This is a genomic window from Chromobacterium sp. LK1 (assembly GCF_001043555.1).
GTDB classification, from domain to species: domain Bacteria; phylum Pseudomonadota; class Gammaproteobacteria; order Burkholderiales; family Chromobacteriaceae; genus Chromobacterium; species Chromobacterium aquaticum.
In genome coordinates this window covers 77170-90939 of record NZ_LDUI01000003.1, presented here as the reverse complement: position 1 = coordinate 90939, position 13770 = coordinate 77170, and the positions used below count along the sequence as shown (strand labels likewise).

General features: G+C 52.4%; 12 protein-coding genes. 6 read left to right on the top strand and 6 right to left on the bottom strand.

The annotated features are described in order from the left end of the window. Positions 1–84 precede the first annotated feature (84 nt). The 5 genes from VI26_RS02165 to VI26_RS24210 form a co-directional block, all read right to left on the bottom strand. A complete protein-coding gene (locus VI26_RS02165; protein WP_048408096.1) occupies positions 85–2061 on the bottom strand; it encodes a helix-turn-helix domain-containing protein in 1977 nt (658 codons plus the stop codon). Continuing rightward, entirely contained in the window at positions 2054–3100 is a 1047-nt protein-coding gene (locus VI26_RS02160) for a TniB family NTP-binding protein (protein ID WP_048408095.1), read from the bottom strand. Before VI26_RS02160 ends, VI26_RS02165 begins: the two co-directional genes overlap by 8 nt. Then, on the bottom strand, positions 3100–5064 hold the full coding sequence (locus tag VI26_RS23030; protein WP_082150827.1) for a DDE-type integrase/transposase/recombinase: 1965 nt from the start codon (positions 5062–5064) through the stop codon (positions 3100–3102). Before VI26_RS23030 ends, VI26_RS02160 begins: the two co-directional genes overlap by 1 nt. Beyond that, entirely contained in the window at positions 5045–5683 is a 639-nt protein-coding gene (locus tag VI26_RS23025) for a TnsA endonuclease N-terminal domain-containing protein (protein WP_082150826.1), read from the bottom strand. Before VI26_RS23025 ends, VI26_RS23030 begins: the two co-directional genes overlap by 20 nt. A 229-nt stretch (positions 5684–5912) precedes the next feature. Beyond that, positions 5913–6317: a hypothetical protein gene (locus VI26_RS24210; RefSeq protein WP_231580943.1), complete on the bottom strand. Its 405-nt coding sequence runs from the start codon at positions 6315–6317 to the stop codon at positions 5913–5915. Between the two features lie 154 nt (positions 6318–6471). On the opposite strand from VI26_RS24210, the gene VI26_RS02140 reads away from it, so the two are divergent. Next, the gene (locus VI26_RS02140) at positions 6472–7467 is read left to right on the top strand and encodes a hypothetical protein (protein ID WP_048408094.1); all 996 of its coding nucleotides are present in this window, start codon (positions 6472–6474) and stop codon (positions 7465–7467) included. A 67-nt stretch (positions 7468–7534) separates the two neighbouring features. On the opposite strand, the gene VI26_RS24205 is transcribed toward VI26_RS02140, so the two are convergent. After that, positions 7535–7723: a hypothetical protein gene (locus VI26_RS24205; protein ID WP_156183704.1), complete on the bottom strand. Its 189-nt coding sequence runs from the start codon at positions 7721–7723 to the stop codon at positions 7535–7537. A 357-nt stretch (positions 7724–8080) separates the two neighbouring features. Between VI26_RS24205 and VI26_RS24200 the strand changes: the two genes are divergently transcribed. From VI26_RS24200 to VI26_RS24195, 5 genes are all read left to right on the top strand, one after another. Beyond that, positions 8081–8308: a hypothetical protein gene (locus VI26_RS24200; RefSeq protein ID WP_156183703.1), complete on the top strand. Its 228-nt coding sequence runs from the start codon at positions 8081–8083 to the stop codon at positions 8306–8308. Then, a complete protein-coding gene (locus VI26_RS02135) occupies positions 8305–9051 on the top strand; it encodes a DUF5131 family protein (protein WP_046155233.1) in 747 nt (248 codons plus the stop codon). The genes VI26_RS24200 and VI26_RS02135 overlap by 4 nt, the downstream gene beginning before the upstream one ends. Before the next feature lie 172 nt (positions 9052–9223). Beyond that, on the top strand, positions 9224–10522 hold the full coding sequence (locus VI26_RS02130) for a three-Cys-motif partner protein TcmP (protein ID WP_197081350.1): 1299 nt from the start codon (positions 9224–9226) through the stop codon (positions 10520–10522). Between the two features lie 352 nt (positions 10523–10874). Continuing rightward, complete coding sequence (locus VI26_RS02125) at positions 10875–12887, top strand: DEAD/DEAH box helicase (protein ID WP_048408092.1); 2013 nt, start codon at positions 10875–10877, stop codon at positions 12885–12887. A gap of 2 nt (positions 12888–12889) precedes the next feature. After that, positions 12890–13534 carry a hypothetical protein gene (locus VI26_RS24195; protein ID WP_144410126.1) on the top strand — a complete coding sequence of 215 codons (645 nt, stop codon included), beginning with the start codon at positions 12890–12892 and terminating at the stop codon, positions 13532–13534. Positions 13535–13770 lie beyond the last annotated feature (236 nt).

Genomic DNA, 13770 nt, shown 5'->3' with positions numbered 1-13770 from the left:
GGGGCTCGTTTTCTCAGATTATGCGTTCATCTACAGACAGATTTTGTAGGATCCCATCTTCATCTAGATGAGCCCCACGACAGATCAACGGGGTTCTAGACGAAAGTGGGACGGGGGCGGTACGGGCGTCCCATCTTCCTGGAAGATCCTCTCCCAAGCCTTTCGCCGCCGCTGCACCGTGTCCCGCCACTTGATCGGATCCCCCACCTGATATCTCTCGATAAATCGGGTAAGCGCATCGGTGCGAGTATATACCAGTTGGCGGCAAGCTTCGATGCTGGTGCCGCGGAGCGGGTAGATGGCTAAGTGCTTGAGCATGTTCATCACTTTCCTGGGCGAGCGGCCGGTCAGGTCTGCAATCTCAGTACCGAAGATGTATTGCCGCAGGAAGCGGTCGACATCCGCTTTGCGCACCCTGGAGCCTTGGTGCTTCTGGTTGCCCAGCTTGTGCGAGCGGATGTAATCGTTCTGCGTCAGCCAGTACGCCACCTGCTGCTTCACCCCCAGCACTTCGGCCAACTCCGGAATGGTGACCCAGTTGGCCCGATCCGTGGGAAGACTGGCTCGCCACAGCTGCAGGTCCTTGCGCTTGAACACCCAGCGTGTGATCCCGGTCTTGCCGATGAGGGTGGCGCAGACGGCCAGCTTGCCTGCCTGGACCTCCTCAACCAACGACACGACTTCATCGGCATTCCACTGCCAATAGTGCAGCACGTCGGCCAGCGAAGTTTCGTCTTCATCGAGAGAATAGACCCGCGGCAGCGCCTCGCCGAACTCGGCCAACTGATAGACCTCCGAGCTGGAAATGCACCATGGCAGCAAAGGCTGGTCATTGACTCGGCGGGCGGAGGGGAACAGCAGCTTCAGGATCCGTCGCATCCGCACCTTGCCCAGACCCAGCACCTCCATGGCCTTGGTCATGGTGATTTCCCCCGCAAGTTGTTCCTCCACCTGGATCAGCCGGTCTTTGCGCACCATCAGGAAGCGGCGGCCTTTGCTGCTGATGGTTTCTTGCCCTTCCAGTTGCCCGGAACGGATCAGGTAGCGCAGCCGCGCCATGGAGATACCGAGTCGGTCGGCCGCCGCCTTGCCAGGAATCCACTGGATGTTCTCCAGGACCTCGATGGTGAGCCGGCGATTCCGTCTGGCCACGCCGCCTTTCCAACGCTGCGTCACCCATTGTTCGAAAGCTTCGCGAACCGGGTGGTAAACGCCATCGCGCAGCCCTCCGTCGTAAAGGTAACGATAAGCCTCCTGAAACACGGCATTCAGGCTGATCTGTGGATCTCCACTGGACGTCTGCAGCGTGTCGAGCGCCGCGTGGAATTTGTCGGGCCAGAAGACCAGCATCTCCGCCGCCAATGAGGTGATGGGCCAAGACACTTCCAACAAGCCCGCATTCATGATTTTGAGTGGTTTGAGCGTGGCGACGGGATTCAGATAAGTACCCAGGTAGCGGATTAGGCGCTGTACCTGCTCCAGGGTGAGCCCTTGGAAGGGATAGCCATGCGTTTGTGGAACCGCTTGCCGCAACAGCATCTGCTCCAGCGTTTCCACCAGCAGGATGGCGGCCGCAGGCGCCTCCTCCGGGATCTCCCGACGTAGATCGGCGCCGCAGTGACAGCGGAGCAGGCTGTCTCGGTGCCAGGTCATCGACTCGCCGCAACTGGAGCAATGGTCCACCAGCCAGGTGCCGTGCTTGGGGCAGGTGTCGAAATACAGCAGCTCCCAGCCGATCCGCCATCGGGCTTCTTCCGCCAGGCAGTACGGGCAGTAGCGGGCGAAGCGTCGGTTCCAGATGCTGGGTTGATGCTGCTCCAACTGGGCCACGTGACGAATATGGCTGTGCAGCTCCGGATAAAGCGAATCGGGAGGCAGCAGCTGTTGCTGTCGCAAGGCCTCCGGGGTGAAGGCGATGCCGAGCTGTTCCAGATCCCGCAGGCTCATGAAGTTGGCCTCGGCCAGTCGGAACAGATAGCCGATTGGCCCTTCGGTTCGCGTTGGGTGGGGACGGATCAGCAAGCTGGGAGCACCTTGCTGGGAGATGGTGCTGTCACGCATGGGTCACGCCTCCTTTGCTTGGATGCAGGCCCAGCTTGATGGCTACCGGCGAGCCAACTGGGTCCTTACGGGTATGCGGGTAGAACACCTCGCCGGGGCGAGTGAGGGGACGCAGCGACGACTCGAGGTGGAAGGGATTCAGCGTGTCAGGCACGTCTTTCCAGATCCGCTCGCGGAAGCCGGCGCCCAGCACATCCAGCGACAGCGTGTTGAGACCGGCCAGGTTGGCCGCGCAGACCGCGCCCTCCAGCAGCTTGATGGTGTAGTCGAGCAGCCCGAAGCTGGCGGTGTGGATGCGCCGCGCCAGGTTGGCCTCATGCAAGGGAATCTCGCAACCCAGCGGCAGGCAGAGGGCGATGCCCTTGAGCAGTCCCCGGTATTCCAAGAAATCCGCCTCATCGTCGAGCTGGAACGGATCCATGGGGATGCACTGCGAGAACCGGCGCGACAACTGCTCGTTGCTGCGGATCACCAGCTCGGCTGCCGACAGCCCGCACGCCACCATGCCTACGCCGGTACTTTCCAGCAGGTTCTTCAGCCAATCGGTGACATCCCGAAATGCCGTCGCGCTGGGGGTATAGAACAGATGCTGGAACTCATCGATCAGCAGCAACTCCACACCGCATTGCGAGAAGAAGTCGACCAGCCGGGTGGTTTTCTCGGGGGCAGTGCCGCGGTGCGACTTCCGATCCCCCATGGCCTCCAGGATGGCGCCGGCGAGACTGCGTACCGTCGGCGACGACGGCACTCGCACGATGAGGACCGGAATCCGAGTGCGCTGCGTCTCAAAACTGCGTGGTGACTGGGCCTCATACGCCCGAAGCACGGTGCTTTTGCCGGCGCCGGAGGGGCCGATCAACAGCACGCCGCCGCCCACGCCATGCGCGCGGCGACGGTGATGCAGTTCGGCGATCTGGAACAGCGCGTGGCGAAAGCGTTGGTGGTAGATGGGTTCCAACTGCAGCTTGTAGCCCAGCACCTTGTCGGACGCGTAGCCGGCGTTCGGGGCGAACTGCCGCATCAAGTCGAGAGGATCCATCACGCGCCTCCCTTCTTGGCTGACACCGACAGCTCCGGCAGATCATCCTGCAGTCCGTCCGGCAAGGCGTCTGGAACGGGGGCTTTGCGGGTTTTAACGGGTTTTCTGGCGGCGACCAGCGGATCCTGTTTTTCCAGCACCGCTTCGCTGTTGAGGTTGAATTGGCGCGCGCCGGACTTTCGGTAGCCCATCTTCTTGTGTTGCAGCGCCGCCTGCGCCAACTCCAGGATTTCGCGTTTCGTCTCCAGCAATTCAGGGGTGTTGCATAGCTCGCCGAAGCGTTTGCAGGCATGGGCGCGGATGGTGCGGTGCATTTCCCGAGGTAGACCCTCGGCGTATTCCATGTCCCGCGCCGGAACGCGCAGATACGCCTTGCTGTCCGGATCCAGAACATGAATGTGGCCGACATCATCCTCGTAGGTCTTGATCTCCACGGGAACGTTTTTGCCGAAACGCCGGCGGATCAACTGTACATGGTGGTCGTTGTAATGCAGGCCCTCGAACTCGATGCCGTAGTGGAACAGCGTCCGGCTCGCCGGAATGCCGGCGATCAGCTCCAACTGCTGCGGGTCGGTGGGCAGCGCAATCGGCGTCCGATTGGCCGACTCCTGCCAACGGTCCAGTGGCCGGCCCTTGATGCCGCGGTGAGGCGTGACGTTGTAGACATCGACAATCCAGCGCACCAGTAAATGCGTCAGCGTGGCCATGTCCAGGCAGGCCTGCTTTTCTGCCGGGTAGTCACCGCGCTCCTGCGGATTAGAAAACGTGGTGCCTGGCAGGGTGTGGATGAGGTCCACGCTCATCGTCCGGATAAACCGTTCAATCGCGCCTTTTTGCCATGACACCTTGGATCCACAGAATTGCAGCGTGATACCCATGTCCAGGCAGGCCAGCTCAAAGCCGGTGCTGTGCAAATCCGGGCCATTGTCGACGGCGACCAACTGTGGAATGCCGTAGGCCGGCCACGGGTGCTTGATATCGGTCCACTGGCTTAGCAGATCCTCCTTGGGCAGAATGGCCCGCCGCAGGCACTGCAACAGCGAGTTGGCGGAGGGCGCGCCGATGCTGATATAGAAGCCGACGATCATCCGGGAGTGCTGGTCTATCGCCACGGTAATCCACGGTCTGCCCAATGCCAGGCCGGTCACCAGATCGATGATGATGATATCCAGCGGGGTATGGTCGATCTCGATCCGTTCCAGGATGGCCTGGATCTCCACACGGCCGATCGCCACTCGGTATTTCATGCGCACGGCCTCGGCGCCCTCGCGGGCCAGATCGACCAGGTCCTGCTGTAGCGCCTCCAACCAGCGGTATACCGTGGTGCGGCCGGGGCATTTCATCTGCTCCTGCGCGTACAGCGATTGATTGATGACCTCGGTACGTGCCTTCATCCGCTGGTAGACCGCCAGCTTCGGCAGCTTGTTGTCAGTGAGATAGACCTCGGCGATGACCTGTTCGAACAGCTGATAGCCAGGTTTGCTCTGGTGGTTGGATTCTGGCCGACCCCAGGGAATCAGTTTCAGAATCGAGCGGGTGGTCCGGTAACGCCGCCACCACTCCGATACGGTCGATGCGCAAGGCGGGTACTTGTCATCGATCTCGCTGGCCAGTTGACTGATGCGCGCTTCCCAAGCCGACCTGTTGTACGGTGTGTGGTCGGGGTCGATGCCCTGCAGATAATGCAGGCGGCGCCTGGCAATGGCCTGAAGTTTGAGTGGATAGGTCGACAGGTCGCGCGGCGTCACGAGATAGATCGCCTCACCGAGGTTGGCCAATGACTCCTCGTCGATGACCCATGCCTGCGACTGCCAGCGTTGCAGGATTTCTGCGGAGGTTAGCGTCAGAACCTCGCCTTCGTCTGAGAGCAGTTGCAGCTTGCCGCTGGCCAAGCGGCGGTCCAGCTCCCAGCGAGCTTGTCCTTGAAGGAAGCCCAGGCCGCGTTTAAAAGTAAATCGTTGCATGGCGCTCTCCCGAAGGTAGTTGAACGAGGGAGGCCGGCGCGAGGGGCTGTGTCAGGTCGACATAGAGTCGGGCTTGCGCGATCAGGGTGTAGGTGACGTCTGAACCGAACCGCTCCAGGCATTGCGCCAAGGGGATGGATTCGGTCAGATAGAAGGCCGCAGCCAGCTGGCTGCGGGTTGGGAGGGGGCTTGTGGGATGGTTGTAGTGGTACTGCAGCTGTTTCAGATTACTGAACTGCGGCTCCTGCTGGATTTCCTTATCGGTCAAAAGCCGATAATCCAGACCTTGTGCCAACAGCTGTTCGGCAATCTGGCGGTATTTCGCTTTGACCTGGGAGCGGCTTAGTTCGGATGAGGGCTTGATCTCAATGAGCAGCGCCCGTTCATCGTGCAGCGAGGCCCACAGATCCGGTATATAGGCGCGCATGGCCTCCCCGTCCCAGTAAGCCAATTCTTCGGGCTGCTCCTGGTAGGCCACCACGCCGGGCGATAGCTCCAGCAACAGCAAGGCATCGCGTTCCAGCAGCGACTCCCATGCCACCATCCGCTTCATTTTTTTGGAGGGGAAATAGCCACGGATGTGCCTACCCCGACGGGTGACGACTCGTCGTACTCGCATCGTATTCTCCCGGCTGCGCCGGCAAGAGCTCTCCCTGCGCAGCCACGCATCTGTTGGAAAGTTGGCCAAAAATGGACGTGAAAATCCGCCGTTCAGTTGGAAACTGAACGTTTTGGGCCGAACACAGTGGGGAATGGCTTGACCGCTTGGATGCGCGAGACGATACTTTGCTTGTCTATGGCGGAAGTTTCGGCTTTCGCATCAAAGGGGTAGCCGTCAGGTTACCCTTTTACATTTCTGCTTCTCCTTCTCGCTTAGGTTGATCTGGATCCGACTCAGGGCGATCAGCCTTCTGGCCAGCCCTCGTTTCACAGGCCTTCCATTCCCTGTCCGCATGGACTTCTTGGTCCTCCTCCGACCGTGATGGCACGCGCGGACTACTCTGTGTCGCGAGCCAGCGGGCCACGTCGTGCGTGAGCGCAAAGTAGCCCCGGCGGCCTTCAATTTCGAACTCCCCAACAGGAAGCAACTTGCGTGCGCGTGCTCGGCGGTACGCCGCAGGCGAGGCGTAGCCGAAGATCTTCCAGAGTTCGCGACTCGGCAATAAAGGGCCATACAGCTTGGTCAGGCTATCCCTGAGTTCGCCAGTTAAATGCTCTATATCCGCTTGTTTCGCCACGTCACGCTCTTTCAATTCCAAGACTGCTTAAGCCTACGCCATCGATGGGCCTTATCCTAGGTGGACAAAAAAGCGCACTTCATTTTAATTAATTGTGAAATATATCTTTATTTTCAATGTATTGAGGCGTATTTTTAAAATTCACACATCGAATTTTCAGCATGATCTCATGAAAAAATATTTCCTACCGTCGCCGATTAAAGAGCTGAGGGTGCGCTATTGGTACGAGGGTGTGCGCCGGCAGCTGGGAGAGGCGTCGGCTTTCGGATTAGAGAAGAGGTTTGATCGCAAACTGTCGGATCAGGACGATTCAAAACTGGGATCAACCAAGAAGTGGCCACGGTACAAAAATGGGAGACGGGTACCGCAGTCCAAACTGGTAGCGTCTGTCGAGGTAGAGGTCCCAGGGTCATCGAAGGAGCTGGGGAGCGTGCTCTGGCCTGTCCTGCTCGCAGATGAGATATCGCTGCGGAAGGCGCCGCGGTATATCAACCAGTTGGAGCCAGATCTGCGCAGGGCTATAGCTAACTGGAGAAGGGCCGAGGCGACAGGGACGCGCAACCTGCTGTGGTATAGCCAGGGCCGCACGCTGGTCGGCGCCGGGAGCCTTGATGCCTTGGCGGCCTTGGTCCTGATATGGGAGATTTACCGGCATCAAGCGCATGATGACGGCATGCGAACCGCAGCGGAGCTGATATATCGCTGCATGCTGGTTGTCGGGGATACGTTCAAGGCCAGGGGCTTACTGGCGGAGTTCTTCGGAGTATTGAACGCAAAGGTTTTCAGTCGGACAACTTGGGAAAATGGCCGGTGTATTTTGGATGCCGAGATGTTTGCTCAGGGCGTAGACCGGCTAAATCATACGGTCACTACGGTCAGGGATGAGGGGAAATTACAATCCCAGAAGGCGATAGACAGGGTAAAGAAGAGTCTCATCTACGGGAAGAAGGGCTACGATTGTCTGTTCGGACTCGGCATCCCCATTGTGCCTGACTGGCGAGTCGGTCCTCCAACACGAGGACAGCAGCAAGATGGCATGCTTAAACTTCTGCAGTGGTTCTGGGGCTGGACCCATTTAACAAACCAAACCATCGGAAAGTTTCCATTCGATGATTTGTGGCGGGATCTTGAAGCTGATATTGAAGCTGAAAGTGGTTTTTGGTGAGTTCATTGCCGTCAGATAAAGGATGTCGAGCCCTCTTGTTCCAGAGTCATCTCTGAGCGGTTACGACTCATCTCTTTCCTTCAGTCAAGCGTCTTCGTAGCTCTGTGCGCTTTTTGGCGAAATAAATTTCGGCTTCTTCATGTGGGACGCCAGGAGCAGGGTCATCTATGGCCGCTTGGACTGCTTGGCGTACATAAGCGTCATAGGCCTCGGAGGAGGAGGTCTCCACCGGGGCGGTTTGTTCGGGCTTTTGCATGGTTTGTATCCTTGCGGGCAGAGGCATGGCTTTGGTCTTGGTTAGACTGGGAGTCTCCAGGACATCGAGTAGAGAGTCTGTTTGATCCGCGTGGCACCAAGGGTGTTGTCCTCAGTAATTCCAACGGACAGCCCATCTCCGCAGATAGTGGTTGTTTGCCTACTTGCAAGCCAGTCTGGCATGAGAACTCAGCATCTTGAATCCTGAAGAGCGACCCGCTCTGAAGGAGGGCCATCGATTCATTTTACCTGTTGTATTTCCTGCCTGAAACGTTAAAAACATCATAAATATCAGTAATTTAGATTTCAAATTGCATAAAAATGCGTATTATTACAGTGTAATCAAAGAGTGTGGCAAATGACGACAACGCGAAAGCAGCAACTGGCCACAGCCCAAGACGGATATCGCAAGCGCCGGCGGAAAGAAGGATTTGCACGTCTACAGACATGGCTTCCGGGAGAAGCTATGCAGAACCTAGCGGAACTCAGAAAAACCTTGGGGCTAGGCCAGGCAGAAATACTGGAGTTGGCGATTGCCAAGTTGCAGGAAGAGTTACAAAATCGCGATAATGAGGTGCAATTATGACAACGGTAAGCAAAATAGAGTGGACTGAGCGAACTTGGAACCCGACAGTGGGGTGCACCAAGATTTCTCCGGGGTGCAAGCACTGCTACGCAGAGGGTATGGCTGGTCGATTACAAGCGATGAAGACTCCTGGCTACGAGAATGGTTTCGAATTGACGCTGTTGCCACAACGTTTGGATGACCCGTTGAAGCGTAAAACGTCGACCACCTACTTCGTGAACTCCATGTCGGACCTGTTTCATGAAGACGTGCCGTTCGACTATGTGGCTAAGGTCTTTGACGTTATCGAGCGTGCCCACTGGCATACATTTCAGATCCTGACCAAGCGGGCTGATCGTCTGGAGGCGTTCTTTACAGGTAAAACCGCTCCAAGCAATGCTTGGTTAGGTGTGTCGGTCGAGGATCGCAGATACGGCGTACCGCGCATTGATCACCTGCGCCGTGTCGATGCAGCAATCCGCTTCCTCTCAGTTGAGCCGCTGCTCGAGGATGTAGGCGTGTTGGACTTAACCAACATCCACTGGGTAATTGTGGGTGGGGAGTCCGGGCCTAAAGCGCGACCGATGAAAATTGACTGGGTCGACTCGATTCGCGGTCAATGCGAAGACGCCGGCGTCGCGTTCTTCTTCAAGCAGTGGGGTGGCTGGGGATCCGATGGTGTAAAACGCGCCAAGAAATATAACGGGCGAGAACTGCATGGTCGGACTTGGGACGAAATGCCGGCTGTTGAAGTGAGAACTTGACGTAAGAAATTATCCATAAACTTGCAGATATAAAAAATTTAATCGGGCGGATAATTTATGTGCTCTGCCGATCCCTAATCCATGAAAATGGATGGGAGTTCGCAATGGATTTTGAACATAGTTATCTCTTGCATTGAGTTTTAGTTGGATGATTATATCTGGATGCCCTTGCATGGGCTGGAAGCCATATATCCATATGCCACGAAAGCACTATGACTGGGAAAATCCACCTGAGCTTGAAGCACATAGCAAGGTAAAGCACGAAATTTTACGAGACTACATAGTTGAGTATATAAAAGTCTATGGAAAGAACCCGCACGTTCCCAAACTTCCAATGTATTTCATAGATGGATTCGCTGGTGGTGGGAAATATTGGTTTCAACGTCCAAGCCAAATTGTTAGTGGTTCACCATTCATAATGATGGAGGCTTGTGTCGAGGGGGAGACGTATGTCAATAAGGAGCGTACAACTAATCCTTTCCAGGTTTTTGGGCAGTATTTTTTTATCGACAAAGACAAGGATGCCCATTATGGCCTCCGAAAAAATATTGAAAATAGCCACTTTGCGCCATGGCTCAATCAGGGGCGAATCCAGTTAATCAAAAGTACCTTCAATCAAGCAATCGAAACCATTATTCAAAGAATTGAGACCGCCAACCCGAAGGCAAGAGCTCTTTTTCTATTGGATCAATATGGTTACAACCAGATTTCGGTTGGAATGATCAACAAAATCTTGTCCAGGCTTCCTTTCTCAGAAATCATCCTAAATTTCAATGTCGATTCTCTCATTAATTATATCAGTGAGAAGAATATTGACAGTTTCATTGAAAAAACACAGTTCTCACTTGACCATCTCAGGGGGAGAGTGGAGCAACTATGGGAAAAGGGAGATGAAGACAATCGTAGACAGATTCTTCAAAAATACTTCTATGAGGCTATAACGCGTGACTGTGGGGCAGGATATTATGAAAGCTTCTTTATTAAGAACCCCCATGGCTACGGCTTGTACTGGCTGATTCACATGTCAAGGCAACCAACTGCCAGGCACGTCATGAATGAAATTGGATGGCGATATGGGAATGAGGTTGTCCAATATGCTGGAGAAGGGCTTGATAGATTCAATATGATGGGTTATTCCCCATTGCATGACGATAGATTTATGGCTGGGGAGTTAGAAATATTTTCTTTCCAGCCAGCCTACCACCAGATGACTCTGGAACGTCTATCTGAACAAATTCCACGTATGCTTCATGGTCGTTTTTCTAATGGAGTAAAAGTGGAGGAATTCTTGAATGCAACCTGTAATCATACAGGGGCATCGAAAGCACAGTATTTGACAACTTTGACAAGTTTGCATGCTGGTAACGAAATTACCTTGATGGATGAAAATGGGCGAGTGCTTCGCCGAGGCTCCAAGGCAAAAGAAAAGCTTGTTTTACTTGCTACAAATCAACCGAAGCTTTTCTTGTGAGCGAGGTAACATGGACCAAAGCTAATTGGTACTGGCTGATCAGCGAGTAGCTTAGAGTTGCTAACAAAAACCGTTAGAGAGCTTGAGCCAAGGTGAACCGATGTAGACAGTACAAAGAGTACGGCAAGGAAGTGCTGTGCGGGATCGTGGGTGTTTGATAAATTTTATTGATCATATATTTTGAATCGCTCAGGTTTCTCATAAAATACAATGACTTTGAATCAAAAATGACATTGCCCTGAAGTGAAACTGGCTGCAAGGATATAGATCATGCGAACCGCTATTTTAGTGTAAACTTGAAATATTTAAAATTAAAATATTTCCATACATATCTCTTTATCGGGCTTTATCAATGTCAAACAGTTTCTTTTTCCTCCAAGCAGAAAAAAATCATCTGAATCAAGGATTCCTTGATGAAGTCGAAAATCACGCGATATCAAATCGAGAGCAAATTTATGTAATTTCCAGCCCTCTTGGTGATAGTAGATATACCTACGATCACCCGAGTGCAGTCGTCGTACTCTCTCCCAAGAGGAAACTGACGTTCATAGATTTCAGTGGAAACAATGATTCATTCGACGAATTCGTTGATGATTTCGTTGAGGATCTTGCCTCAATTTCTGACAAATATAGGTATAAAGAAGCTATTGGTCGCCCACGGACTTGGAAGTCTGAACTAATTGCAACGATTTATGCCGATGAGATTGAGCCTTTTGATGCTTGGATAAAAGAGTCAGAACTGCACGATCCCGCAAAGCAGCGAATAGCGGAGCTATTGGTATCCCTTCTCACTGGTAGTATCAATGACATTGAGCGCGTGCAAGCAGATTTGCCGATCAGTCTGCTGGATAGGGTAAAGCGTAAAATACAGTTATTTGATGGTGATCAAACCCGATTTATTTATGAAAAACCAAAGAATGACATCGTACGAATCCAAGGTTTGTCTGGGACTGGAAAAACAGAGCTGCTACTGCACAAGCTTAGAGATTTATATGTAAATCGGCCAAACTCTAAAATTCTCTTCACCTGCCACAATAAGATTCTGGCAGAGCATCTTCGGAAAAGAATACCAGACTTCTTCAATTTTATGAAGGTTGAAGAGCAAATTGCTTGGGAGTCACGCCTTTGGTGTGTTCATGGATGGGGATCAAATGCACTCCCCAATTCAGGTACCTACCGCCTTATTTGTAGCGTATATAAACTACAGTTCAAGCCATTCAGTGCGTACATGTCATTCGCCAGAGCCTGTAGCGAAGCTCTTGAAGAGTTAGGAGAAGAGGTTGATCCATATTTTGATCATATTCTTATTGATGAAAGCCAAGATTTTCCTGAGTCATTTATAGCTCTTTGCCGAAAAGTTAGCCGAGATACATTGTACGTTGCAGGTGACATATTTCAGAGCATATTCGATGCCAACATTACTCCAAATATTGCGCCTGACCATCTGCTAAGCAAGTGTTACCGCACGGATCCAAGAACACTTATGTTTGCTCATGCCATTGGAATGGGCTTGTTTGAAGAAACCAAATTACGCTGGTTAGAGGACCCTGAGTGGGTCGCTTGCGGTTACATTGTAGAGAAGGCCGCCTCAAACTCTTTATACCGCTTAACGCGTGAGCCGTTAAGGCGTTTTGAGGATATAGAAAATGATGTCCCGAGTGTGGTGCTTGAGTCTGTTAGTGGAAACTTCCTAGATGCTGCTGCATTTAGTATCGTCACTGCAATTCGTCAACTTGCCCAAGAACATCCATCCTTACAGCCTGATGATGTTGGGATCATTATCCTTGACAGAAATGATGAGGCTTTTCCACTAGCAGATAAACTCTCTATCTTGGTACGCAGGGAGCTCGGATGGCTAGTAAACAAGGCTCATGAAACAAAGCGTCGAGAGCCGGGGCAATTGTTTGTAAGTAACAAAAATAATGTTAAAGGCCTTGAATTCCCATTTGTTATCTGTGTAAGCAAATGCATTACTAATGGTTATGTTTATCGAAATTCGCTCTATATGACTTTGACACGCTCCTTCCTTCAGTCACGAATGATTGTTTCGGCCGAGCTTAACCAAGATATACTTCATCATATTTCTGACGGATTGAGCCGAATTAACGCGGAAGGTAAAATCGAGGTCATGCCACCTAATGATGAAGAAAAGGCTCGGATAAAGACTACAATTACGGTAGCTGCTAGCACCCTCTCCTTCTTCGATATGGCTGATAAGGCCTTCAATGAAATTGGCGTTCTTCCTTTATGGCGTGAGCAGCTAATTGATGCACTCAAGAAAGTGATCGGAGAAGAGCCTGATATGGATAATATCAGGGAGACTAGCCGGTTTATGTACGAAAGAATGATAAAGAGCAGGGCTTAAACGTGGCTAAGCAATTCAATCTTAATATTGATAGGTACCAGGCTGAAACATACCTATCAGCCATTCGTTCAAAACGTGACATCATTGTTCTTTGGATGGAGACAGTCAAAAATTTTTTGGTAGGGCAGCCTGCGGAAGGAGCCAATTTTAGCGCACGCCTTACTATCTGTGTAGGGAAGATGAGCCGGCTTTTCTGTACGTCAGAGGGTGGGAGAAAGATATTTTCGATAAGCTTTCCATTTAGCGTAATTTTGCGTGATGAACAGTATCAATTTTTTTCTAGGGAGGGAATAGAAATTGATAGTAGAGTTTCATCAAATATCATTGCGCTAATCGATTCTGGTGAAATATTTGGTGTTCGGGATTTTTGCAGATTTATTGATCCAATCATGGAAATGTCAGACTATGATCCGCAGCTTTGGACGTTAGTGCGAGAGCTGATGATTGCCGAGGATGGTTACATCCGGTATGACTGGGATGATATCCGTGAGGATGGACACCATCATCCATTACATCATTTAGATATTTATTATTCGAGCGCCAGCACGTTTAAGGTTGGTCTTGGGCAGCAGATTGATCAGCCTGCATTAATGTCGATCTTGAATCTTGAGACAGAGTGTCACTATTTGAGGTCCGTAGCTGAGTAATCTAGCGAGAAAATGCCTGAATCACTATAAAATGGGGCATGACGCACGCTTGCGAGTCCCATTTTTGCCAAGTGACCTTGTGGCCCTCACATCAAATGTCACAAAGAATTATAAGTATCAATTCGGAATTGAACTGCCGGAGTAATAACAACCCATAGCAGGCGGATTGCGCATGGGTTACCAACATCCACTTTTGCTGAACGTAGACGGCGTGCTTCAAGAGAACAATTGAGCTA